General features: G+C 63.6%; 26 protein-coding genes. 3 read left to right on the top strand and 23 right to left on the bottom strand.

From position 1 onward, the window contains the following. Positions 1–158: 158 nt before the first annotated feature. Positions 159–1,445, top strand: coding sequence for an integrase arm-type DNA-binding domain-containing protein (locus L8K25_RS20640; RefSeq protein WP_242140899.1), 1,287 nt, complete (start codon positions 159–161; stop codon positions 1,443–1,445). Between the two features lie 13 nt (positions 1,446–1,458). Further along, positions 1,459–2,148, top strand: coding sequence for a hypothetical protein (locus tag L8K25_RS20635; RefSeq protein WP_242140898.1), 690 nt, complete (start codon positions 1,459–1,461; stop codon positions 2,146–2,148). 183 nt (positions 2,149–2,331) lie between these two features. Here the strand turns inward: L8K25_RS20635 and L8K25_RS20630 are convergent, their stop codons facing one another. Further along, on the bottom strand, positions 2,332–3,555 hold the full coding sequence (locus tag L8K25_RS20630; RefSeq protein WP_242140896.1) for an integrase arm-type DNA-binding domain-containing protein: 1,224 nt from the start codon (positions 3,553–3,555) through the stop codon (positions 2,332–2,334). A gap of 323 nt (positions 3,556–3,878) precedes the next feature. Here L8K25_RS20630 and L8K25_RS20625 point away from each other — a divergent pair, with 323 nt between their 5' ends. Then, positions 3,879–4,097 carry a hypothetical protein gene (locus tag L8K25_RS20625; protein ID WP_242140895.1) on the top strand — a complete coding sequence of 73 codons (219 nt, stop codon included), beginning with the start codon at positions 3,879–3,881 and terminating at the stop codon, positions 4,095–4,097. A gap of 235 nt (positions 4,098–4,332) precedes the next feature. Here the strand turns inward: L8K25_RS20625 and L8K25_RS20620 are convergent, their stop codons facing one another. The 22 genes from L8K25_RS20620 to L8K25_RS20515 all read right to left on the bottom strand — a co-directional run bounded on the left by L8K25_RS20620 (position 4,333) and on the right by L8K25_RS20515 (position 23,918). Then, on the bottom strand, positions 4,333–5,127 hold the full coding sequence (locus tag L8K25_RS20620) for a DNA adenine methylase (RefSeq protein WP_242140894.1): 795 nt from the start codon (positions 5,125–5,127) through the stop codon (positions 4,333–4,335). A 345-nt stretch (positions 5,128–5,472) separates the two neighbouring features. Continuing rightward, the gene (locus L8K25_RS20615) at positions 5,473–6,144 is read right to left on the bottom strand and encodes a PEPxxWA-CTERM sorting domain-containing protein (RefSeq protein ID WP_242140893.1); all 672 of its coding nucleotides are present in this window, start codon (positions 6,142–6,144) and stop codon (positions 5,473–5,475) included. Between the two features lie 92 nt (positions 6,145–6,236). Continuing rightward, positions 6,237–9,410, bottom strand: coding sequence for a hypothetical protein (locus tag L8K25_RS20610; protein ID WP_242140892.1), 3,174 nt, complete (start codon positions 9,408–9,410; stop codon positions 6,237–6,239). 1 nt (position 9,411) lies between these two features. After that, a complete protein-coding gene (locus tag L8K25_RS20605) occupies positions 9,412–9,642 on the bottom strand; it encodes a hypothetical protein (protein WP_242140891.1) in 231 nt (76 codons plus the stop codon). 9 nt (positions 9,643–9,651) lie between these two features. After that, complete coding sequence (locus tag L8K25_RS20600) at positions 9,652–9,945, bottom strand: hypothetical protein (protein WP_242140890.1); 294 nt, start codon at positions 9,943–9,945, stop codon at positions 9,652–9,654. Then, the gene (locus tag L8K25_RS20595; protein WP_242140889.1) at positions 9,942–10,316 is read right to left on the bottom strand and encodes a hypothetical protein; all 375 of its coding nucleotides are present in this window, start codon (positions 10,314–10,316) and stop codon (positions 9,942–9,944) included. Before L8K25_RS20595 ends, L8K25_RS20600 begins: the two co-directional genes overlap by 4 nt. 12 nt (positions 10,317–10,328) lie before the next feature. Further along, positions 10,329–10,571: a hypothetical protein gene (locus L8K25_RS20590; RefSeq protein WP_242140888.1), complete on the bottom strand. Its 243-nt coding sequence runs from the start codon at positions 10,569–10,571 to the stop codon at positions 10,329–10,331. Next, the gene (locus L8K25_RS20585; protein ID WP_242140887.1) at positions 10,568–11,041 is read right to left on the bottom strand and encodes a hypothetical protein; all 474 of its coding nucleotides are present in this window, start codon (positions 11,039–11,041) and stop codon (positions 10,568–10,570) included. Before L8K25_RS20585 ends, L8K25_RS20590 begins: the two co-directional genes overlap by 4 nt. A gap of 380 nt (positions 11,042–11,421) precedes the next feature. Beyond that, on the bottom strand, positions 11,422–11,940 hold the full coding sequence (locus tag L8K25_RS20580; protein WP_242140885.1) for a lysozyme: 519 nt from the start codon (positions 11,938–11,940) through the stop codon (positions 11,422–11,424). 23 nt (positions 11,941–11,963) lie between these two features. After that, positions 11,964–12,332 (bottom strand): hypothetical protein, encoded by a 369-nt coding sequence (locus L8K25_RS20575; protein ID WP_242140884.1) that lies wholly within the window; start codon positions 12,330–12,332, stop codon positions 11,964–11,966. Between the two features lie 85 nt (positions 12,333–12,417). After that, positions 12,418–12,675 (bottom strand): hypothetical protein, encoded by a 258-nt coding sequence (locus L8K25_RS20570; protein ID WP_242140882.1) that lies wholly within the window; start codon positions 12,673–12,675, stop codon positions 12,418–12,420. A 13-nt stretch (positions 12,676–12,688) separates the two neighbouring features. Next, positions 12,689–12,988, bottom strand: a complete 300-nt coding sequence (locus L8K25_RS20565) for a hypothetical protein (protein ID WP_242140881.1) — start codon at positions 12,986–12,988, stop codon at positions 12,689–12,691. Next, complete coding sequence (locus L8K25_RS20560) at positions 12,985–13,515, bottom strand: hypothetical protein (protein WP_242140879.1); 531 nt, start codon at positions 13,513–13,515, stop codon at positions 12,985–12,987. Before L8K25_RS20560 ends, L8K25_RS20565 begins: the two co-directional genes overlap by 4 nt. Beyond that, entirely contained in the window at positions 13,512–17,960 is a 4,449-nt protein-coding gene (locus L8K25_RS20555) for a hypothetical protein (protein WP_242140878.1), read from the bottom strand. The genes L8K25_RS20560 and L8K25_RS20555 overlap by 4 nt, the downstream gene beginning before the upstream one ends. Continuing rightward, positions 17,953–18,384 (bottom strand): hypothetical protein, encoded by a 432-nt coding sequence (locus tag L8K25_RS20550; protein WP_242140877.1) that lies wholly within the window; start codon positions 18,382–18,384, stop codon positions 17,953–17,955. The genes L8K25_RS20555 and L8K25_RS20550 overlap by 8 nt, the downstream gene beginning before the upstream one ends. After that, entirely contained in the window at positions 18,381–19,001 is a 621-nt protein-coding gene (locus L8K25_RS20545) for a hypothetical protein (protein WP_242140876.1), read from the bottom strand. Before L8K25_RS20545 ends, L8K25_RS20550 begins: the two co-directional genes overlap by 4 nt. A 17-nt stretch (positions 19,002–19,018) precedes the next feature. Further along, positions 19,019–19,618 carry a hypothetical protein gene (locus L8K25_RS20540; protein WP_242140875.1) on the bottom strand — a complete coding sequence of 200 codons (600 nt, stop codon included), beginning with the start codon at positions 19,616–19,618 and terminating at the stop codon, positions 19,019–19,021. Beyond that, positions 19,618–22,626: a M15 family metallopeptidase gene (locus L8K25_RS20535; protein WP_242140874.1), complete on the bottom strand. Its 3,009-nt coding sequence runs from the start codon at positions 22,624–22,626 to the stop codon at positions 19,618–19,620. Before L8K25_RS20535 ends, L8K25_RS20540 begins: the two co-directional genes overlap by 1 nt. Positions 22,627–22,635: 9 nt before the next feature. Continuing rightward, entirely contained in the window at positions 22,636–22,749 is a 114-nt protein-coding gene (locus tag L8K25_RS20530; RefSeq protein WP_242140873.1) for a phage tail assembly chaperone, read from the bottom strand. 26 nt (positions 22,750–22,775) lie between these two features. After that, positions 22,776–23,174, bottom strand: coding sequence for a gene transfer agent family protein (locus tag L8K25_RS20525; RefSeq protein WP_242140872.1), 399 nt, complete (start codon positions 23,172–23,174; stop codon positions 22,776–22,778). Beyond that, a complete protein-coding gene (locus tag L8K25_RS20520; RefSeq protein ID WP_242140870.1) occupies positions 23,171–23,476 on the bottom strand; it encodes a hypothetical protein in 306 nt (101 codons plus the stop codon). Before L8K25_RS20520 ends, L8K25_RS20525 begins: the two co-directional genes overlap by 4 nt. A 7-nt stretch (positions 23,477–23,483) precedes the next feature. After that, positions 23,484–23,918, bottom strand: a complete 435-nt coding sequence (locus L8K25_RS20515; protein WP_242140869.1) for a hypothetical protein — start codon at positions 23,916–23,918, stop codon at positions 23,484–23,486. Between the last annotated feature and the right edge of the window lie 25 nt (positions 23,919–23,943).

Raw genomic sequence — 23,943 nt, 5'->3', positions numbered from 1 at the left:
GTCGCGCAAATCACAGCGCGACTCGGCGGATCGCACAGCTTGTTTTCCGGCGGAACGACGTGCATTTCGCGGCTCATGGCGGATCGTAGTAGATCACAAGAGCGCGAACGAATCAGGGGCACCCTCGGGGCACCAGTTTTTGCAGTTGGGGGCATCGCTTGCTGACCGAGATTGTCTGTCGGAACGCGAAGCCGCGCGACAAGGCCTACAAGCTAGCCGACGAGAAGGGTCTCTATCTCTTCGTCACGACGACCGGCTTCCGATCCTGGCGTATGAAGTATCGATTCGGCCTGGTCGAGAAACGGCTGACGATCGGGCCATATCCCGAAGTGACGTTGCGGGAAGCCCGCGACGCAAGGGACGAGGCGCGGAAGCTGTTGCGTGCCGATATCGACCCGGCGATCGCGCGAAAGCAGCGACAAGCGGCGTCTGTCATATCCGCCGGCAACACGTTGGAGATGCTGGCGCGGGCTTGGGTGACGGATCAGGCATCAGGTTGGACGGAGCGGTACGCAACGAAGTCGCTCCAGTCCCTCGAACTCAACGTCTTTCCGAGCTTGGGCTCTGTACCGATCAGCGACGTGACGGTCCCGATGGTGCTGCAGACCTTGCGCGCGATGGAGTCGCGGGGCGCGATCGAGACGGCACACCGTGTGCGGCAGCATCTGTCGGCCATCTTCTTGGTCGCGATCGGGGCAGGGCTGGCGACGAACGACCCAGCTCACGTCGTAAAGGCCGCGCTGCAACCCATGCAACACGGGCGACGTCCTGCTGCCCGGGCACTCGAGGTAGCCCGAGGGCATATGAGGCGCATCGAGGGCGCGGCGGCATATCCGGCGACGCTGCTGGCTTCCCGCTTGTTGGCGTTGACCGCTGCTCGGCCGGGGATCGTCCTGTTAGCCGAGGTCAGCGAGTTCGAGGGACTCGACGGCGAGAAGCCGATCTGGCGCGTACCAGCAACGAAAATGAAGCTCACGCGGCAGCGGAAGCTGGACGCGGACTTCGAATTCGTAATGCCGCTTGCAAAGCAGGCCGTCGCGGTCGTGCGTGCGGCGATGATGCTGGGGAAGCCGGATCGGCAATATCTTTTCCCGGGAATCAGCAGGCATTCCCGGCCTCTCAGCAGCAACACTCTGGGAAAGCATTATCGCGATGCCGGCCTGCAGGGGAAGCATGTCCCGCATGGCTGGCGGTCGACCTTCAGCACGATCATGAACGAGCTTGCTGCAGTCGAGGAACGTTCGGGCGATCGTCAGATCATCGACATGATGCTCGCGCATATGCAGGAAGGGGTGGAGGCGATTTACAATCGCGCGGCATACATGCCCCGTCGACGCCAACTTTCGCAGGAGTGGGCGGATATGCTCATGGCCGGCCTGGTCGAGCCGGCCCAGCTCTACCGGGACGCAGCGCCGCCGCCGCGCGGACGACCGCCCAGCAGCTGACAGGCGGTGGCCTGTGAGCGCGGGCCCGATCGGGAATCTTGCCGCAGCGCTTACGCGCGGCGCGCGCGCCTCACGAACATATCAGCCGGTACGCCGCGATAGCCGCCACGCCGGCGAGCGCGAGCAGCGGCTCTGGCGCCAGCACAACATGTTCTCTCGAGACGAGAACAATACCCGCATGACTGCGGCCGAAAAATACGACGATGAGACGAAGCTACCTGGCAAACGGAACGGTGCCCTCGGGTCCACCGCCCTGAAGGTCCTCCGCGTGCTGTTACGCCTGCGCGGCCGTGCAGACGGCCGTTTGGAACCGTCGTATGCGTGGCTTGCTGATAAGGCTTGCATTGCGCGCAGCACGGTCGGCGAAGCTCTTGCCCGGCTGAAGGAGGCTGGCTTCCTGGACTGGGTTCGGCGCACCCAGCGCGTTGAAGATCCTGAGCGGCCGAACCAATACGTCGAGCAAATCCCGAATGCCTTCATCCTGACGCTTCCCGGGCACGCTGAGAAGCTGATCAGGAGGATCAAGCGCAAGGCGACCGACACCATGCGGAACGTAGCGAGGCAGCAAGCTCGCGACGATCGGGCTGCCGGCATGACGTCCGAGGAAACGGTCAACGAGGTGAAGGATCACACGTTGCGCGACGTTCTCAACCGCCTCCGCATAGGAGTTGAGAGTGCAAATCCGCCGACCGGTCAGAAATAACCCTGCAGATATAATTCTATAAGGAGTCGCTACGCGACGCGCAGTTTGAAGTCCCTCTGAAGCCGATAGGCTCCGTCCATAACCTGACGCGTCACCAAGACGCGGCGGTGGACCGATCGGCTTTGGCCGATCGTGGGCTGCCGAGGGGCATCCGGCACGTTCTGTGCCACGATGCGGCAGACGTCACGCGCGGTGCGCGGTTCCGATATCATTGAGGTTGGGCGCGATCAGCGCCCCCCACTCCTGGAGAAGCGCGCGGCGCGCGGCAAAATGCTGCGCCCGGTTATATGCGCGCTCGACCTTCGACATTCCTTTCGGCGCATGGCCGAGGGCGCGATCGATATTAGCGCGCTCTTCCGGCCGCCGCTCGTTCATGATCGTCGAGAAACTAGCGCGCCATCCGTGCGGCACATGTCGCCCGCCAAAGCCGGCACGATCGTAAAGGTCGCCGATCGCGCCGGCACCGATCGGCTGGCCGTTCATGCCGCGGCCGAGGAAAACCAACGCGGCCGGATCCGGCGCGCCGCCGACCGCCGTCCGGACGGCGCGTAACACGTCGGCCGCCGCGGCCGACAGTGGCACAAGGTGGTCGTTATCCGGATCGTGTTTTTTGGCTGCGCCGAGCTTCATTCGCGATGCCGGAACGCGCCACATCGGCTCGTCACTGTCGAGATCCGTCACTTCACACCAGCGCATGCCGCGGAGCGCGGCCAAGCGTACGACGGTCAGCGCAAGAAACATCGATGCCCAGCGAGGAATCGGCGCGCCGTTCAGCGCAGCCACCGCGGCGACCAGCCCGCGCAGCTCCTCGAGGTCGACAATTGCCGCTTGGCGGCCGCTCGCCGGCGCGTTGGCCAGTGCTTCGCGCACCTCGGCCGGATTGTCGATCAACGTCCATCCTTTCGCTCGCGCGAATTCGAACACAGCCTCGATGCGTTGCCGGACGCGCCGCGCTGTCTCGATCGCGCCGCGCGCCTCAACGTGCTCAAGGACGTCGAGCACCATCGGACGCGTGATCGATCCGAGCGTGGTCGCGCCGATCGCGGGGAAGACGTCGCGTGCGAGGCAGTCCAGGACGTCGCCGGCATGCACGGTCGACCAACCGTTGGATCTGTGCGTGTGCCAGGCGCGCGCCGCCTGTTCGAACGTCGTGACCGCGATCGATCGCGGCCGAGGATCCTCGCCGCGATCGAGCAGCGCCCGCGCGGCGTCGCGCCGGGCCCGGGCGTCCACCAGCGATATCGTGCCGAAGGTCAGCGTCTGCTCGCGACCGGATAAATCGCGGTACCGGAGCCGGAAGGATTTCGTGCCGGTCGGCGCGACGTGCAGATACAGCCCATGGCTGTCCGCCATCTTATAAGCGCGCGGCTTTGGCCGCGCGGATTTCACCGCGACGTGGGTCAGCATTTCGGACCTCATCAAGAGAGGGAAAATAGGAAGTGACCGCGGGCCGCCGAGCACACAATTCAATGTTTTTTGGGCAATCCGATGCTATCAGGAACATCGCTGCGGCAGTGCCGACGGGCATGGTCGAGGTCACGTGACCGAGCGGCGTAATTTCCGGACAGCCACCAGTGCCGGAAGGACGTCGGGTGGAGTTGGTTGTCGCCCCTGGTGTGTTCGCTTGCCGTCTCAGGGATCCGGAGCGGGTCACGGCATAACCGGGGAATGAGCGGACCCTGCCTCTACAAATACCGCTCGGCCGCAGCATGGATTCGCAGAGGCGCAGAATGTTCGAGATTAGACCCGCGCTGCATTTCGTCGGATTTCGCGGTAGTGAATATCATTCGGCCGTGGGTGTTTGGGGCAAGCCGGATTTCTTCCACATGGGCTGGGATCGCCGAGCGCAAAGGGATGTTCATCCAGACGACACGGTAATCTTCGCGCAGGGAACCGAGGATAGTCCGGTGGCGCGCTTTAATTATTCCGACCTCGTCGGGATGCCGTAACCGCTCCGAAACCAGTTATTGGTAGGCCGACTGCCTTGCCGCCCCGCCGGGCCGGCCTGAGAATAGCCCGGCGGACCCGCAATAATGGCGGAGGCACCCTCCGCCCCGGTTTCAAAAGGGCGCGGAAATGTGCAGTTCTCAAGGGCAAAGACCGGCCCGATACCCGCTATCATCGGGTCGATACCCGCACGCGGAAAAAGGCGGCCGAGGCTAGTGCCTCAGCCGCTCCTTCTCATCAGTTGCGAACGATCAACTCTGTGACGCGCTTCGCGCCAGTTTGTGACACCGTCCAGGTCGTCTCGACGTCGGTGACGTCAAAGCGTTCGAACACTGCCCGTGCGCCCGGAGTGGCGTTCACCGACAGAATGAATTTTCCGCTGATGCCAGCGAGCTGGTCGGCGAGGCGTTCGAAGTCAGCGCGCTCGAATGTTCCAGGACCATAGTCGGTCTCGCAGCCCCAATAAGGCGGATCAAGGTAGAACAGGGTCTGCGGCGTATCGTATCGACGAATCAGGTCGCCGTAAGGCAAGCGCTCGATCTTCACGCCGGCGAGGCGCTCGTGCAGCTCCTCGAGCATCGGTCCGAGTTTCGTAACATCGAATCGAGCCGGCGCTTGGCGATCAACGCCAAATCCGCGCCCTGATACCTTGCCGCCAAAGGACAGGCGCTGAAGATAGAGGAAGCGCGCGGCGCGCTCCAAATCGGTCAGGCTATCCGCCTCGATCGGGAGCAGACGCTCGAATTCGTCACGGCTTGTGATCTGCCACTTCAGCATATCCATGAACGCCTGGTAGTGACGCTGCAGGATCCGGAAGAGCGTAGAGACGTCGCGGGATATATCGTTGATTACCTCAGCGCGCGGCCGGCGCGATCGCCGAAGAAATATGCCGCCCATGCCGACGAATGGCTCGACATAGGATTCGTGCGGTGTGGCTTCGATCAACGCGGTCAGTCGGCGCGCCAGGTTGCGCTTACCGCCAAGATAGGCCGCAGGCGGGCTGACCGGCTGGACCGGGGACAGTGATGTCATTTTGAGGCTGTTCCTTTGGGGGAGAAGCACTCGGCTACGCGTGCGATGGCCGCCGATCGGGACGATCGACGGGGCCCGCGCCGGGCAGCGCCGGCGACGGATGGGAGAAGCTCTGGGGGAGGCTCTGGGGGATCGCTGCGCGGCCAGCCGACCCGGACCGGGTGGTTAGCCGCGCAGGACCACGGGAACTGCGCCCCGCGTATTCGCTCGAAAGCTATTCTATTTCGCGGGCCACCCGGCGAACCGGAACCCGCAGTCACCGCGCGCGCGGGCCACTCCTTACGGCTAAGTCCGGAGAGGCCTGCTCGATATGGCACGGCTTTGTTAGTACGTCGATCCTCGGCGCTATTTTACAGCAACCCACCCATGCTTGCTCGTATCAGGGGTTGCCAACTGATCGGACGGGCGGAGAACGTCAGTGCGACGCCGGCGCATGGCAAGCCCAATGCTTCCGAATCCGACCAGCATAAGCGCCCATGTGCTCGGCTCGGGAACACCGGCACCGAATGCTGTAAAATCGTAAGTCACAGTGTATTGATCGGTAGCGAGCGTTGGGAAGTGCAGGTCTGTCGGCTGAATGGCCAATCCGTCGATGGAAAATGACGTATCTCCAGTGCCTTCAAATAGGCCTGCAGTGCCTGTTCCAATATACTGGGAAAGATTTAACGAGCTTTTTCCTGTAGCTGTAGCCGAGAATCCAAAAGATATGTTTTCCGGATTGACGACGTTAGCTTGATAAGCGCCAGTAAAATCGTATGCTGCCAATCCGTTGGTGTATATCGTACCAATTGCATTTATGGTAGGTAAAACCGCACCGGGATATGAATACGACTTTGCGAAAAAGTAGGTCTTTACGTAGGATGAAGTAATTGTGACGCTGTTCAGCGTTCCCAAGCTAGGATTAAACTGGTTAATATAATTGCGGAGATTAGTCGCTGTTTGAACAATAGTTAATGCGTTAGCCGGAGCCGCGCTCAACCCTATTAAGGCACATAGTGCTATTGCCAGCTTACGCATTTTATCTTCTCCCTGATTCGTCCGGAATACCCGGGCGAACCAAGGAGTTATCTAGCTAAATATACGAGTCAAACGAACCGTTCACCTCTGCCTTACGTGAGGATAATCGGAGCGGTGCTGTACCACGTCCAGCCACCGTTCAATTCGACGATTTCGGCATACTCGATAGAATCGCCGGCCGCCTGGCCGTTGCGGGCGTAGGCGTTGGTCGCGACCTTTTCGTTCCGCTCGTGCTGGTCCGCGGTGATGGTCGTCATGACGCGATAGCGTACGACTGCGCCCGTCGGCCAAACGCCCGGCGTGATCGTGAAGCTCGACCCGCTGGCGGCCCCGGCAAGCGTCGGCGCTGTCGTGGGGGCGGGCCCATCCGTGTAGGTGCGGCTCGGCGTCTTGCTGAGGTACGCGAGCACTCCGTCGAACAGCGCGTTGAGCGGCGATCCGGACCCGGCGTCCATGTTCCACCGCTGATCGTGTCCACCGCCGCCGTTGTACCCGCCGTACAACCCTTGATCATTGAACAGGCAACTATCGCCGCCGACCGACGCGATCATGGGGCAATACGTATCGCGCATGAAGGCGAACACGGCTGGGCTGGAGAGCCACCGGAACTCGTCCTTTTTCGTACGGAACGTCACGCTCGGCCGCGAGATGTTCCACTCGTAAATGTCGAGCGGCTTTCCGTACGCGGCGAGCGCCTGTCGCTCTGCCGCCATTTCAGTCGTGAGCCCTGCGGCTGACGGGTTCAGCCACGCGACCAAATCGGTCGCAGCGTGGCTCGCGGGCTGCGCGCCGGCGCCGGTCACGTTGGCGTCAGCTGGGGCGTACGGCGCCTTGCACCCGCGGTCCCAGTAGGGAAGCGCATCGTTCCAGAAACTTCCGGTCGAGACCAAATTACCGAGGTCGCCGTTGCCCATCTGCAAACCGAGCTCGAGCAAGGTGCGGGTCTGCCACGTTGGTATTGCGGATCGTACCGTCTGGCCCAAGATCTTCTGCGCAACGAGCCGGCCAATACACGAAGCCACGTTCTTGTTGCCGCCGTCCGAGCCATCGTCAACATAGGCGTGGTACTGGCGGCCGATCGAGGCCGCATAGCTCCAAGGGTTACGTCCCGAGTTCCAGATTTCGTCTGACAGCTCGATACGGATTCGGTTTGCTGCGGGGACCCCGCCCGTAATTGTGTTCGGGTCCGCGCCTTCGCCCGTGTCGAACATTTTCAGCATGCGCGCGAGGTCGTCGAGGCCCTCGGGACTGTTCACCATGGCAAGGGGTGGCGTCAGCCACACGTCACGGCCCGTAAGTTGCCCCAGCTCGATATAGTCTTCGTACGGCGTGCCGCGTGCGCCTTGATGACCAAGGACATTGCGATGCGACCGCTTCGACCAACCCTTGTTGACGGTCTGATCATAGGCGTTGCCGTCGTCGAACGCTTCGCCCCAATCGAGGAAACGCATCGGACCATCGAGTTGCTTGAGGAAGTCGATATAGCTCTGTTGGAAGCGCTTCGTTCGATCCGCGCCAACGGCGCCGAGGAAGATGTTCTTCGGCGGGTTTGTCACGTCGATTGTTTGGAATACGACCGTCAGGAGGTCGTTGTCCGCAACCGGATTGATGACGTCTACGGAGATGTCGAACTGCACGGTGTTGGCGTTGACCACGGTTATGGCCGAATGCGTGTAGCCGGCCCCGCCACCGGGCAATGCGATCGTGCACGCCCCGCCGGTCCAGTCGAGCTGGAGGCGCACCGTTTCACCAGGCGCCATGACCGGAAACGACGATTGCATAGCGATCTTGGACGCCAGCGGGTTACCATTGGGGTCGATCTTCGTCGGCGAATAGTACGGGTCGTACGTCTGATATCCGTTCTCGTCGCCCCAACCCTGCCAATAGCCGCCAGCGAGCAGGTTCGTGTAGGTTGGCCGTGGCACGCCATAGGCGCCCGGAGCGGAAAGGTTCGAGCCGAACAGGCCAAGCGTTGGGTAGAATGACGGCGCTACTGCAACGACCGCGGTGTGAGTCTGGAAGGCGAACCGGATATTGAAATCCGAGCCTTGCTTGTTGAGCGGGACGGGGTTGGTCGTTTCCACCGTAGCAGTGCCCGCTGTTGCATTCGCCACGACGCTGACCGGAGCGTACGGAACCAGCATGTTGCCCGACAGGTCTTCGATCTGCGCGAGGAGAATGTCGTCGGACGAGACGAAATAGACGACGTCGGCGCGCACGAGCCGCGTTGCCGGATGGAACTGAACGTTGCTGATCACCAAGGGGTTATTGGCCAAACCGATAACGCCGGCCTTCGTAGATACGATCCCCTTCGGCCCCGAGTAGTCTCCTGCGTAACTTCCGATCAGGTCGACGGTGACCGCGTTTGCCCCGCCACCGTTCGCCTTGTACTTAGTCTGATAAATCTGGGTCAGCACGGAGTCGGCGTTAGTTCCCGCCAACAGCGTGAGGCCGAATTTGTCGGTAAGCTCCAGCCGATATCGGCTGTTCGTGTTGTACTTGGTGTCAACCGTAAAATAGTCGATAAAACGGGATGCGCCAGCCGTTACCCGATTAAGCAGGACCTTATCTGCGGCGGCAGCTTTGTGCAGCGTGTAACCATTCTGGTTACTCGAATCCATGCCGATATTGATGTACAGATCGTTGTTATCGGTGAACGCAACTTCCAGGTATTGCTCCAACGCGCCGACGTCTGAATTGGAGATGCCCGTGTTAACGGTCGACACGATCGGGGCGGGCTCTGCGGGCGGCGGATTTGCGCGCAGCGTCGTGGGCACCGGTGCGCTGGTGACGTCGTCGTTCAGTATCGTTCCAGTAGCACTGCCGGTGCTCAACTGGAGAGTCGGGGTCGCGGTGAGAAGGAAGTTCTCGTTCGGCTCCACTGTGGTGTCGCCGTTCACCGACACCACGATATTCTTCGACGTCTCGCCGGCGCCAAACGTAAAGCTGCCCGACGGGAATACACTTCCGGTGAAGTCGGTAGCGTCGGCTGCGTTCGCACCGGTCCCTACGATGCTCCACGCTACCGCGATCGGCGACGTCCAGCTCTTGCTGAGCACCGCGACGAAAATGAACAGCTTCGCACCACTATTGCCTTCGGCCGCAGCTGCCGGTGCCATGATTGCAAAGGTGGGAGGCGACGCCGCTAGCGCCGCCGACGCGGTAGCAAGGGCCATCGCCTGGATCGCGGCAGTTTCATTCGCGGCTGCCTCCAGCTTAGTCGTGGCAACCCGGACGGAGTCGATCGCATAGTCGATGAGGTTCATGTCATGCTGCTCCGAGAGAGATGAAAAGCGCCTCGAGGGCGGCGAAGGTGGGGGCGAAAGCGGGATCGCCGGCCAGCACGGTGGTGCTCCCGGCGAGAGTATTGTCGAGCGTCGGGTTTGGATCGGGCGGCAGGACGATGGTGCCCGCCGGAATCGTGACGGGGTCGAGCAGCGAGAAGATCGAACCGTCGGCCGTCAGCACAAGGGTTTGAGCCAAGGGAGCAAGGGCCATGCGAGCCTCCTATGCCGTGGTGACGGGAGCGACGGTCAGCGTGACCACGCGCATCTCGCCATCCCGCGGCGCGGCGCCGTTCGCATCGAGGTGGCGGTCTTCGACGGACAGGACCGTCACCAGCTTTCCGCCGACGACGCCTTGCACGCGCGGAGGGGGCGTGGGGGTCGTCTTCGCGAAATAGGACAGGTCGAGGGTACCGCCGCGATCGCGCACGCCCACGATTCCCTGAAAGAAGGTGAAGGTCGCGCGCTGGCGGCCGCCATTCTCGACCCATCCGCCGAGCACGGTTTCATCGGTCATTTGTTCACCACTCGGATACCGACCGTGATCTGATCGGATTGCTGGAAATTGGTCGTGAAGCTGATCTCGACGCCCAGGACGATACCGGTGCCGTTGAAGATCGCGCTGTCGCGCATGACCGGATCGATATCGATCCAGAAGCCGAACACACGGTCAGCATAGCGCGGCGCGAACGCATCGTCGGTCAGCACCATCATGCCGGCCGCTGTGGCATCGGCATTCGGGGTGATCGTGAAGGACGCGACCTCTTCGTCCGTCTGCAGAATGTCGAGCACCTGGTCGCCGCGTGTTAGCACGGCATAGAAGCCGCGGCGCGGCATCGACGGATCTACGCGCCGCGGGAAAGTCTTGATGTCGGGGGGATTGGCCACCGGCGCGCTCCTTCAGTGCATCGGCTGGTTCGGATCGACTTCCCAGCCGATCTTGCGCAGCGTCTTGCCGTTCCACTGGACGTGGTGGGGTCCCCAGCTGATCAGGTCGCCGATCTGCGGGTGCGGATTGGTGTCGGCCGGGATATCGACGGAACTGGCCGCGTGGGGCCAGTCCGTCGCCAGCCGGATCACGTCGATCGTATCGTTGTCCGGTTGGACGTGATCGACCGACGTGACCCTGCCGTGCCCGCTCATTCAGCGGGTATTTTCTGCACCACTTCCTTCGGCGCGCCGAACACGATGCCGTCCGCCGCCTTCTGCGCGATGCCGCCGACCAGTTCGGCTGCGACATTGACGAGGGGGTTGGCGGTCAGCGCCGATGCCAAGGCGACGATGTCGGCCCCGATGTTCGGCTCGATCGAGCGGAATGCCGACTGCGCGATATCGACCGCGACGTGACCGAGGACGGTGAGATCGCCCTTGAACCCGTCGCGCTGCGCGGTTGCGACCAGCGCCTTCGTGATCGCGAAGACCTTGTCGGGACCGCTCATCCCGGTCGTGTCGAGCTTGAGCTCGGCCGCCATCTTCGCTGCCGCAGCGCCGTACAGGTCGGCCAGGTGCTGCTGCACCGAATGGGTGAGGGTGGTGGTGTCCTGGCTTGCGCCGGGGATCAGGATCCCGGCGACGAAGCCGAGGATATGCTTGAGGGTGCTTCCGATCGACATGGGTATGCTCCTTGGTTGAACGAGGGGGAAAGGGAGGGGTGGGGCCGGTGCTGGCCGAGCGGTTTCGACTGCTGCCGCAAGAAGCGGATCTGCCGGGCGAACGAGATCGTTCGGGACGCGTGTCGAAGTCGCAAGTTGCCAAAGCCGCGTATGCTGAAGGCGGACCCGAGCCCACTGCCAAGCCGATGCCACGCCGATCATCAGCATGGCGCAAACGGCATCAAGTACGGTGTCGTTCGCCAGCGAGGCGGGCAGCAGGTGCTTGCCGACGAGCGCGCCCGCGACTGCTGCCAGGACAATCCGAAGCTGGCCTTTCAGCTGTAGCTGCGCTGCACTGGCGGCGACGTCGATCGGCGTGACGTCGGGATCGACTGCATCGGTCATGCCGGCAGACCGGTCAGGCAGAGTGTGCGCTCATAATTCCGGCGATTGATGAGTCCGCGGACCGGCTTGCCCTTGACGTTCACCCACGCGAGGAAGGCATCGCAGCCGCCGCGCAGGTCGTGACCATTGAACCGACGGGCGATCGTGGATCCGCAGTACCCGCCGACGCCGATATTGTAGGTCAGCAGTGTGGCCGCCACGAGTTGGTTGCCGGCCAGGCCGGGCGTGCAACGCCTGACGCCCTCGGCATGCTCGACAGCGCTGGCACCGTCCATTTCGTCGCACTGAGCGTCGGTATAGACCCGACCGACCACCGCACCCTTGATCGTGCCCCGGCATGCGGTCGCGATGCCGGCTATGTCGCGGTACCCGACCTTCTTATAGCCTTCGAGCGATGTCAGGCCCGACATCACCAGCGCAGCGAGGCTGGCCGTTCCAAGCACTGCTGCAAGGGTAGTCTTCTTGGTCTGCGCGGCGCGCGCGCCTGCGATCGCTTCCGGTGACGGTTGCGGCATTGCTCTATCCTTCCGAGGTACGGTCAGGGGGTAGGGATGGGTACGCTGACCGCGGCGATGGTCGCCCCGACCTGTGCGCCGCGCTCGAGCGCGACCTCTTGGTTCTGCCGTTCGCGCATCCGCTCGATATGGATGACGGCCTCCGCGACCTTCTCCGGCGAGGTTTTAAGCAGCATCAGCAGCGCATCGAGGCAGGCGTCGGCGTTGTTCACCCGGTGCCGCATGATCGCCATCTGCGATTCATGGCGCACCCGCTCGACCTCGATCCGGGCATCCTGAAGTGCCTTGTCCTCTTCCAGCTTCTGGACTCGGGCGAGAAGCTTGGTGGTCAGACTTTCCTCCGCACTGTTCTCGAGTTCGAGCATCCGCGGCCGCTGCTTGATCCATGCCACCAGCGCGCCGCCTACCAACAGGTTCAGAAGGGCTATGCCCACGGTCGACCAGGAGAACCCGGTGATGGCGACATGCTGGACGGCGCTAGGCGTCACGGCGTTGGTACCAGACCGTGCACCACGACATCGTCAGCGCGAGGATCAGCGCTGTGGCGTGGGATAGCTCTGCTGAGACGCGGAACAAGAACGACAGACGATTGACGGCGAGCAAGAACACCAATGCCCAGATTGGGTCCAGTCGTCGGCCACGGCCGCGCGCGAGTCGCCATATCGACGGCGACAGGCAGACGATGCAAAGCATCCACGCCGGCGCGCTTGCGCGGCGTAATAGTTCATCGATCATCGTCGATCTCCGCTTATTTCGGGGCCATGCCCAGGAAAGCCGTCTCGATCGCGCGGGCGCAGTGGCCGGGCTTCGATCCTAGCAGCATGAACAAGTGGTCGATCGCCCAGGCGCAGGGCTTGCCCCACCAGGAGCCGGCCATCGCCGCGCGGCCGACGCGCGAACTGATCGTCTCATCTGCCGAGGGGCAGCTTCCGCCGACGATCAGGTAATAGGGACCCGCAAGCAGGACGTAGGCGACCTGGTCGATCGCGATCAGAAGCTGGATGATCCATTTGCTGACGCGTCGGACCGCACCATCGGACGGGATCATTGCGCAGCGGGTGCGGCGAGTGCGGCCCAGTCGACCGTCGCCGCGCGCACCAGGGCGGCAACGTTCGCGGCAGCCGCGAGCTCGACCATCGCCCCGCGGCGTCGGCCCTCGATCTTGGCGGCGAGCCTTCGCCATGCGGCTGCTGTCGCGAGCACGAGCGTGACGATGTCGACGATCGCCATGCCGGTATATTCCGCCTCGGCTGCGAGGAAGGGGAAGTCGGAAAGGTTCGCCTGCGGGGTCCAGGCTTTGGCCTCTTCCTCTTTCGCGAGATAGGTTGCCTGCTGCCCGGCGACATCGGTGATGAAGTGGAGCCGGAACTGCCCTGCATCATCGTTGACCTTGCCGATCAAGCCTTCCCGAATTGGCGCCAGATCGAGGCCGGTACCAGAGACCGCCTCAAAGGGAACTTGCAGCACCGCAGCGCCTGACGGAACGACCTGGTTGGCCGTTGCCCCCGCAGAGCCCGCGCCGCTCAGCCGGACCTCCCCCGTGGTCGTGTCATAGACGACGTAATATTCGGTCATCGTTTGAACTCCTGCACGAAGATGGCGGCACTGCTGAACTGCATGACGGCTGAACCCGACGCAGACCGTCCGAAGCACAGGCGGTAGCTGTGCGATCCGGCGGGTGGCGTGTCGGAGATGGTGAAGAAGTTCGGCACGCTGGTACCGGTTGTCCTGACCGCGAATTGCCGTGTCACGTCGCCACCGTCGCGCTGTAGCGTGACGAAGAAGAACGGGCCTGTCCCGGACCCATTCGACGCGTCGAAGCTACAGTCGATCTTCACCAACCCGCCTTGCGTAACGATCGTCAGCGGGTCGCTGTAAGCCGGCGATGCACCGGCATCGACCTCGCCACTGCTGCCGCTTATCGTGGCCCACTGGGTGATGGCGTTTGGCGCAACGACGCGCGTCGTCACCGTACCGTTGACGAGCAGGTTGCCGTCGATCAGCACATTGGCATTGATGTAGAATTGTCCGGCAGATCCATCCCGCTTGGACAGCTGGATCATGGTGCTGCCGTCGGTCGTCGTGCCGGTGACGCTCCAAGCAACGGATGCCCCGCCCGGCCCCGCCAGGGCGCCGGCCTGCGTCGCGATCTGCGCGGATACGGTATCGACGTCCGTGCCCAGTCGGATTCCGCACTCGTGCCAAAGCAGCGATTTGGTCACGGAATCGCCATCAAATCCGAACCAGTCCGAGATCATGAACAACCGAAGCTTCGCAACGGCTGGCGGCATCGAAACTGCGCGCTTGAAGACGTAGCGGTTGCCGACCGAACCGTTACCAACGGCGTTCCCGGGCGACGTTTCAAAAGTGTTGAACGCGAACTTCACCTCGGCGACCTGAGCACCGTTGGCATCCAATCCTTGGACGAGAATGCCAGCGCCGCGCAGGCCCCCGCTGAGCAGGGTAAGGTCACCCCGGAGCAAATATGCCGCATCACCTTTCAAAGGGGCCATGCCAGCGTCGAGACTATAATCGGTCGACAGCCCGGCGCCTGCTCCGCGCGTGACGTCGTTTCGGACTGAGAATGCCCCAACCAGCCCGGGCGACACCTTTGTGTTGGTGCCGGCCCATACGGTCCAATACATCGGCGCCGCCTGTCCCTCTGGCCAGCTTGGGAAACTGGATCCGAGGTTTGCCAGGGGTGGCGTGAGCGAGGCCGTGAGATTAGCGAGCGATTGTGCGACGGCACCGACCTTGCCGTCTGCGATGACAGACGCTTGATCGTTTGCGCGTGCCAGCAAATTGCTCGGCGCGGTGCCGTTCACCTGCGCCTCCAGATCCGATGCGCGGGTCGCCGCGGCATAGTTCTGCGGGAAGTTGGCGATAGCGTTTTCGGCAGACGTTACGCGCGAGGTCAGCGGCGGCTTGCTGCCATCGGCTGGGCCAACCGTCGCCTCGAGCGTGCCGGTACGGTTCGCGTAGCCCTGCACGTTCGTCGACAGCGTGGTAATGCGGTCATTGTAGCTGCTGAGCGTCCCGTTGACGTATCCGAAGCGCGTGTTGACCGACGTTGAGAGGTCGGAAACCGACTGCGCTGCATTCGACGCGGTCGTCGCTACCTGATCGACCCGAGCATTCGTCGCCGTGTCACCGTTCTGATAACCCGAGGTGACGCTCGCGATGCTCTGCCCGATCGCGCTGTCGCGGTCGATCGCGGCCTGGTCGACGCGGTGAACCTCGGCATATACGGCGGTGTCATCGTACCCCCCGGATGCTGCAACGCTGTCGATGCGCTGACCGAGTGCCTTATCGCGGTCCTGGCTCGCCTGCTCCACGGTACCTACCCGGGCGTTCACCGCGCCGATCGACTGCGCCGTGGTGACGTCAAGGCAGCGGAAATAGGCAATCTCGATCTTGCCGCCGGGGCCGATACCACCGCGCAAATGCGGATTGAGCCAGACCTCCGAGCGGGCCGAGCCATCGATTAGGTAGTCGATCGGCAGCCAACCCGCGCTGACCGCCAGGGCCGTGAAGCCCGCATAGCTGCCGCCGTCTGCCGCAGTTTGGTTGCTCGACCATTCGTAATCAGCGGAATACGAGCCGTCTGCGCCGACGGCGCGAATCATCGCTTGGTAGCGATAGATCTTGCCGGCAAAGGGCAGAGGATGCCGCAGCGCGACTGAATAGCTGCCGCCGCTGGTGGCGTTGAGGTAGTGATACCCGCCCAGCCCATCAGCGTTGAACAGCATGTCCGGCAGCTGCGCGCTCTGGCCCTGCCACGCATCCGCGCCGTAATAGAGCCCGCGCATGGTAAAGTCGGTCGGGCTGCCGGCGCTGACGGCGAGAGCGGTCGCTACGCTCGCCTGCTGAGCAACTGCGCCACTCAGATCATGGGCGATTCCGTCGATCTTCGTGTTCGCAGCGGTGATACCATCGTCCGCTGATTGCTTCGCTGCGGTGATCCGATCACCGGCATCGCTAACTGCCTTATTGATCGCGGGGATGGTGACATCGTTGACGCTGTTCAACTGGGCCCTGGCGGCCGCAAGTTCGGTGTCAAAGTTGCTGATCTGGGTCAGCGTCCCGCCGACGGTGCCGCTGCCGAAAGGGCTGTTCGGATCAGCGCTGTTGGTCGCATTGTTGGCCGGCTTCGTCCCATCGCTATCGGTGATCCTGGTCCAGTCAGCGCCGGTTGCCCCGGTGTTGATCGCCGGCAGGACCAGCCGGTCGCCGATCATTCCGTTCGAGCGATAACTGACCGCCACTTCATAGGAGGTGAGCGGCGTAACGCTCCCGATCTCGTGGTGAGTGGTAAGCGGCGATACCACCGCCCCGCCGATCCAGCTGCTGCTGCCAGCGACCCGGTATTCAAAGATGATGCCGTCGGCATTCGGCACTTCGCAGGCACCATTCACGATGAGAGCGGGTGCGGTCTGACCGTCGTTGACGATCGTGCCGCCGATCAGCGACCATGCACCGACGGCCGGAGCCGTCTGAGGCGGAACATAAGGGTTGAGCGTAGCCGTGGGTGGGGCAACCCCGGTCTGCCCAAGCGCATATGCGTGCTTGCCGTCGGTTTCCGAGCGCATCGTGAACGTCACGATCCCGGTTGCCGGGTCGACTTCACGGCTGAGGATCAGCATCTTCTGCGGCGTGATCTCGCGCGGTGCCAGCGTAACGCAGTCGCCGACCCGGTAATTCATCCAGGCGGGCTTCAGCTGAACGGTGACGGGTCCGAACTCGCGCGCGTTCTCGATCTCATAGCGGCCGAGTTGGGTTGCCTGCCCAACGTCCTGAACCAGCACGTACTCGACGTCCTTCGTGCGCTCGCCGCCGTCGATCGTGACATAGTCGGCAACCTGGACGAGATCGCCGGCGACCACCTGCCAATCGTGCGCTTCCGAGCGGTATCGCGGCACGACGCCATTGATCCGCGCGCGGCGGGACTGCGTCGCGGTGAGGGACACCTCGCCGACGATATCGCTACTGCTGATGGTCGCGAGACTGACGCGCGGCGTCTCCGCCATGCATGAGATCGAGCCGCCGACCATTACCGGGATAGCTGCCGCTGCCTGGAGGAAGGCTTTCAGTACGGTCCACGGCGTGTCCGGCCGGCTGTAGACGACGCCGCCGACCTTCCAGTTATTGGCGTCCGCCAGGTTCGCGCCGGCGACCATGGCTGGCATATCGATAGCGCCGATCGGGGCGCCGAGGCCGATTACCCGCTTGCCGTTCTGCCAACGCCCGATGCACCAGGTGATCGCGTGCACGAACGGGTTCTCCGACCAGACATAAGTCGATTCGTCGAGGGCGCGGCAGGGCCCAGCGCCACCGGGATAGGTGCTGTCGAGCCGGGGGTCGTAACATTTGACGCCGTGTCCGATCCACGCCGGGGTCACCTCGGCGGTGAACGGGATCGTCGCCTTGCTGTCATAGGCGAACGTCATGGCCGTCGCAGCGAGACCCGACAGTTTGCTCGAGCCGTCCATACCCGGCACCCCGCCGATCGGCGAGAGGAGGGCGGCCGGTTCCGGGCTGTGCCCCAGTTGCATGCGCTGATAGATCTGGTTGCGATACGCCCCCGTCGCATTCCCGCTGCCGTCGAACGCTTGCGTCGTGCGGTTGGCGAAGAACGTGTCGATCGACTGGATCGGTCCCGCGCAGGACAGCACGGTCACGAACGTCTCGTATTTGTTGTTCGTGCCGTGCGTGATGCGCCGGACGATGTTTCCGGAGTTGAGGGTGCGCCCGACCCAGTAAGGCAGCCCGGCGAACGGGTCGGCCTTCCATTTGGTCGGGTCGCCCCCCAGGATCCGGGGCTTGGGCGTCAATAGCGCTGCCCCGAATGATAAGGCTGCTGCCGTCAGGGTCAGCACGGTCGCGATCGCCGTTGCCGATGCCGTGATGCCAACCGACGCCAAGGCCGCGGAGGTGAAAGCAGGCGCGAGAGCACCTGCGGTCGCCACGACGAGCGCGACGGCACCAACCACGAGCGCTGCGGTTTTGAGCACCTTAGCCACGCGGTTCGACCCTCCACGCTGCCAGCGTCTCGATCGGCTGCACAATGACTGCGCCGACGACATCCTCGTGGTACGAAAGCGCGCGACCGTTCCCCATCGCGATCGCCAGCGCGCCAATTTCGGCATTGCCCGGCATCTGGATGATATCGCCGACCAGCGCCGCGGCTGGCGCGATCCGCGCAAAGCCCAGACCGTCGAGGGCGCCGGCAAGCGTATCGAAGCCGCGCGCCTTGAGCGCCTTCATGCCCGAACGCGGGGAACGGTAGGACCCAGCTGCCGGCAACTTCACGCTGTGGCCCATGCGCCGCAGATGCGCCGCTGCCATGCGAACGCAGTCGCGCGTTCCATAGACCAGGGGGCGATCCTTGAATTGGTCGAGCGTCTTCTGCGCCGCCTCGGCGCGCAGAACCATCGGGTCGGTCATGATTTGATCCCCGTCGATGGGCCAATGGCCGGGTTGTTGGTGCGGGTCTGGATCCACGGGGTCGGAAGGTTCTGCCCCCAGGGGACCGGAATCTCGACGAACGTGACGCCGTCCAACCCGGTTTCCCCCGGCCAGATGCTCTTGTGGAAGGATGGAGCCAGGCGTTTGCCTTCCTCGATCTGGAAGAAGCGCTCGAACACCGAAGTGACCTTGAACTCGAGACGGCGCGAATTGAGCGCCCATTTCACGGTCGGAATGTCGAGCTCGCCCGCGAACAGGATGTATGGATCCGGCACCACCTTGCCGGTCAGCTTGTCGAGCACCGCCATGCGGAAAACCACTGTGGCCCCCTGCATGCGCGCAGAGGCGAGGGTAGCAAGCGCAGCGTCGGACGAAGGCAGAAGCGTCAGGGTGATGACCGGTGCGGATTCGCCGCCGCTGTCCATCAGCTTCCCGACTGAATCGATCGCACCGTAGATTGCATCGCGGCCAACGAACTTGCGGTTGCCGATCATGACCTCGCCGGCGCCGTCGAGCAGCAGCAGATCGTAACCTGGCAGGTTGATCTCGACGCAACCGAATATGAGGGGACGATCACCGGCAAGCGCGGTGTTCATTTGCGGCGTAAGCTGGGTCATGCGTCTTCGGTGATCGAGAAGTTGATATCGACCCACGGTTCGAGCCGCAGGCTCCACTCGACGGAATTTCCCGCGATCGCGCCTTCGATCATCGGCACGGCAAACTCGCAAACATCGCCGACCGTGGGGATGATGCGGAGCATCGGCGTGATGCTGACGACCGCCGTCCCGTCGTTGGCTGCAATACCGTCAGCGTCGATCGAATGCAGGTAGCGGCGCCCGAGGTGAATGATCGAGAACCACTGCCCTTCAGAAAAGGGATAGTTTGCCGAAAACCCGGCTAGCTGGAGGGTTGTGCCGGCCTGGTTGGCCGCGGCGATGATGGGCGCGCCGGGTGCACCTGGATTGAACCCTTCCAGCGGCACCGGATAGAGCGCGCCGAGCGACTTCGCGCGCTTCAGCCGCGACAGCCAGATCCGGCCGGTCGGTTCCATCTTCATCGAGGGCAGGGGCACGTCGAGCGCATGGCGCGACCCGAGCCGATCGAGACGCTGGCTTGCGCCGCCGAGTGGCGGGGTGAGGGTCCCGCCCCAGTCGAGCAAGCGCATTTTCGCGCCGGCACGCATCCCCGGCAAAGAAGGGAGCAAGATCGACATCAGGCAGGGATCTGCTGCATGTTGTGCTCGGCGATGTCGTTCTGAGCCATCTGGCTGCCCCCGATCACGGCTTGTGTCGCATGCTGCGCGGAAATGGACTGCATCTGCCGCAGCAGGTCATCGGTCATCACGGCGTTGCGCAGATCGAAGACCAGGGGTGGTGCCGCAGCGCCGCCGCGCGCGACGGATGCGGCCGAGGGCGGCGGGCGCATATAGATCGGGGTCGACCCGACCAATCCGCCGTCGGCGAAGCGCGGCATCGCATTGTCGTTGATCGCGTGCAGCAACGGCAGGTTGCGCGACGTCGCAGCCGCGTTGACGACGAACTCGCCGTTGGACAGGAACGAAAGGATGCTGTCCGAGCGCCCCGTGCCCGGTCCGGTGATATGGCCGCCGTCGGCATGCTTACCGATCCCGCCGAATAGGTTCGACAACAGGCCGCCGCCGCTGCCATCGGATTTTCCGAACAGCGCGTTTGCGAGCGGCCCAATTATCAGCCGCTCCACTGCGATCCGCTCAAGGTCCGAAATGATCGACTTCGCCATATCGCCGAAGCCCGCCGCCACGCTTTTCGTGCCATCAAGCACGCCCATCAGGCCGCTCTGCAATCCCTGAAGCGCGTTGACACCAACGCCCTGGATCGCTTCGTTCATATCCCCGACGCTGCTCTTGATCTGGTCCTGAAAGCCCTCGCCGGGCCCCATCGTTCGATCCTTGACCTGGCTGACGCGCATATCGTGCTGCGCACTGACCGCGGCGAGCGCGTCGGTGCCGCGCTGAACTCGCGCGGGATCCTTGCTTGCAATGTCGCGGTTGGCTTCCTGTGTCAGCAGGCGCTCCTCGAGCGCGAGCAGTTGCAGCCCGATCTTACGACGCTCGGCCGCCGTCTTGGCCGATTCATCCTGCAACTGCAGCATTGCCGTCTGGCGGTCGATATCGCGACGATCGCCGGAAAGCTTGATGTCGAGGTTGGTCTGGATCATCTTCCGATAGGCGGCGGTCTCGGCCATCTTCTCGGTATCGCCATCGATCCGGTCGAGCGTCGCCGCCTGCGGGGCAGTCAGCTTGCCAGCCTTCACCTGGTCGGCGCGTTCTTTCTGCTTCTGCTGTTGCGCATAGCGAAGCTCGACGATGTCGATCTCGAACCGCTTTTCCGCGGTGTCAGCGAGACCGAGCTGTGCCTTGGCATATCGGTCCTGCGCGCCGGCGAGCTCGCGCTGGTAGCTGCCGTCGTCGTTCGCTGCTTTCCGCTCCTGCGCTTCCCGACGGCGCGCCATTTGCTCAGCCGACGGCCCTGCGCGGCCCTTGCTGCCCCAGGCGACATGGTAGTGGTCGCCCTCATCCAGCCGCTCGGTGAGGTTCACGCCGCGCGCGCGGAACGCCTCGACCAAAGTTGCCAGCGACACGTCGGGCGATTTGGCGACATCGAGCGCCTGCCCGCGTTCGTGATTGCTGGTGCCGGGGCGCGCCGCCAATGGGCCTTCACCAGCCTTATACCGATCGTACAGGACCTGCTGCTGCTCACGCGTGCGTGTCGCGCTGGTAACGCGTCCGCCCACACCGCGGACGATGTCCTCGGCCTCGCCGAGCGAGACAGACCGGCCTTTCTGCTGGTTGTCGTTTGCCGTCTGGCGTGTGCTGCGCTGCAATTCCTCGAGATGCTTCGTTTCGGCCTCGCGCGCTTTGGTCAGCCGCTGCATCGTCGCGGTGTATGCCGCGATATCGCCGGTCTTGACCTGCTCCTTCTGAGCATCGCTTTCGAGGCGCTCGTACTTCCGCTTGATAGCGCCCTGCGGCGTCGACAGAGCTTCAATCTGCGACTTCGCATATCGCCCTTCGTCGCCGCGGGCGGTTGCAGTAAGCCTGGCAATCTCAGCCTTATTCGCGGCTGCCTGCTGCGCAAGATCGGACACCTGACCCGCATAGGCACTCACCGCCATGCCAGCACCGGCACCGCCGCCCGCGCCGAAGGTCTGGCCTTCCGCCCCGCGAAGGTTGCTCTTCGCCATTTCGAGATTGGCGGCAATCGTATCGCGGATCGCGATCGTCTTTTGCCGCTCGGCCTCGACCATAGCCCAGTCGCGCTTGAGCTTTTCGTCCGCGGTCATCACCGCGTCGGCTTCCGACTTGACGAGCGCATCGATCGCCGCCTTGTGATCCTTCGCGGCTTTGGCGGCAGCGTCTTCCGCTTCGGCACCTTCGAACAGCTTGGCGACGAGCGGCGTGAGCACGGCGACGCCGACGCTGACAGCCAGCCCCCAGGGTCCGCCCATGAAACTGGCGAACTTGCCGAACGCGCCATTCGTCTGCTCGGTCGTCTGGGCATACATCGTCATGGCTTCAGTGATGCGGCCCATCTCCATGGTCAGCGCGCGCACCGGAGACTGCCCCGCCGCCATCGAATCGGACATCGACCGAATGACGTGTTCCGCGATCATGCCGGATGCGCCCATCCGCTGGTGCTTGGCCGCGACTTCGTCGATCGCCGGCGCGGTGATCCGCGCCTCCGCTGCGACCGTGCTCAGCGCATCCGCCTGCGCGCGCAGCTTCATAGCATCGTCGCCGCGCGATGCGGCATTGGCGGCATAGCTCACAGCAAGCACCCGCTGCGCCGCGCCGGCGTCGCCGAGACGGTTTGCAACCGTGCTCGCCGCTTCGGCCAGAACCCGGAATTGTGCCGCCTCGGCCTCGGCCGCAGCCGCCGCCTGCTGAGCGCCAGCGACGTTCAGGATCTGAATGGCGGACGCGCCATCAGTCCCGACGGCCGCCTGCAGGTTGCGACGAATGCCCGAGAATGCCTTGCTGAGGCTGGCCTCCATCGAGCGCGCCGACTGCTCGATCGATCCGCCGCCGAGTTTGGCAAATGCCTGCTCGACCTCGGACACCACGTCGACACTGGCGGTCCCGAACTGGGCCATGACGGACCGACCGGCCTTCATGCTTGCCTGCAGGTTGGAAACGTCCCCGGAGACGGAGAGATACAGATCGCGACGCGTCTGTGCTGCCATCGGTGCCTCCTATCGCTTGGGGTTGGTTTCCTGCCGGGCCTCGACCATCGCCCAGAACTCGTGCGGCGTGCTTGCCCAGAACTGATCAGGCGACCACCCGAACCCGTCGAGTGCGATGCCCATCAGGCGGCGGTAACGCTGACTTTCGTCTACGCTGCCGCCGCCTTCACGTTTCCCGCCGTGTCCCGGCCGCCCGTGGCGGCGTCGAACAGGCATAACGTGATACGCGCCATCGCCGGACCGATGCCTTCCTCGAAGATGAACTCGCCGATCCGTTCGGCACCGACGTGCCGCGTCAGCTCGTCCTGCGCGCCGGCGCGGATCAGTTCGGCCGCGACGATCCCAAGCTGCTCGAGCGTCATCTCGCCGGTGTTGCCGGTCCGGATGAGGGCGAGAGTCGACACGCCGGTCTGCTTTTCGATCGCCTTCAGCGCGGTATGCGACGGCCGCAGGACATAGACCGTGCCGGCGAGGGTCAACTCGTGCTCGCCGCGCTCGTCGTTCGCCGTCGGCTGCGGCGGGACTGCCGCCTTCTTGACGCGCGTCACGCCACAGGCTCCGCGGAGCCGTCATGGGCGACGGGGACCCCTACCGGCGAGAGCAACGCCAGCACCTGATCGCGCACGTCCGCGAGATCGGCGCCGTCGATCATGCTGGCGAGTGCGCCGATCGACGGCGCGTCCTCGTCGACGAGGAAAGGCATCGCCGCGCGCGCCACTTGGAACGGCGTTCCCTTCCGGATCATCGCAGCATGCTCAGCTGCGTTGCAGCCGCTAGACGCCACCAAGATGGCGTCCAGGTCGGCGGGCTGGCGGGTCGCCAGCGTCGTGTTACCGATGGTGAGCATCATTCGGCCCTTATGCGAGGACGTCGATGGTCGGCGCGGCTGCAAGGCCGAGGTTGACCTTCACGTCGACGGTTCCGTCCTTGTTGAAGGTCCGGCTGGCGATGGTGCCGTACATCAGCGCGGCGAAGATCGCGTCGGCGAGAACGCCCGCCTGGCCGTTCTTCCGCACCTGGAAGTTGAACGGCGTGCGCGCATTGCACATCGTCTCGAGCCGGGTGTAGCCGGTCGGGTCGGGCAGCTTGACGCGGATATCGAGCGCGAGGCTGACTTTGATGTTGCCATAGGCCTCGGTCTCGTAGCCGGCCGACGTCTTGTCCGACGTGTCGATATTGGTCTGCGAGCGGGTGTCGGTCAGCGTTCCCTGGCCGTTGATTGCGGCAAAGGTGCCGACCGTGGATCCTTCGATCCAGCCGAGATAGTCGTTACCGAGAAGCGTGGTGGACATGATGGGTCTCCATAGAATGCCGCCG

The sequence above is a fragment of the Sphingomonas sp. TREG-RG-20F-R18-01 genome (genome assembly GCF_022662475.1).
Lineage (GTDB): Bacteria > Pseudomonadota > Alphaproteobacteria > Sphingomonadales > Sphingomonadaceae > Sphingomonas.
This window is presented reverse-complemented; position numbering and strand designations above follow the sequence as displayed.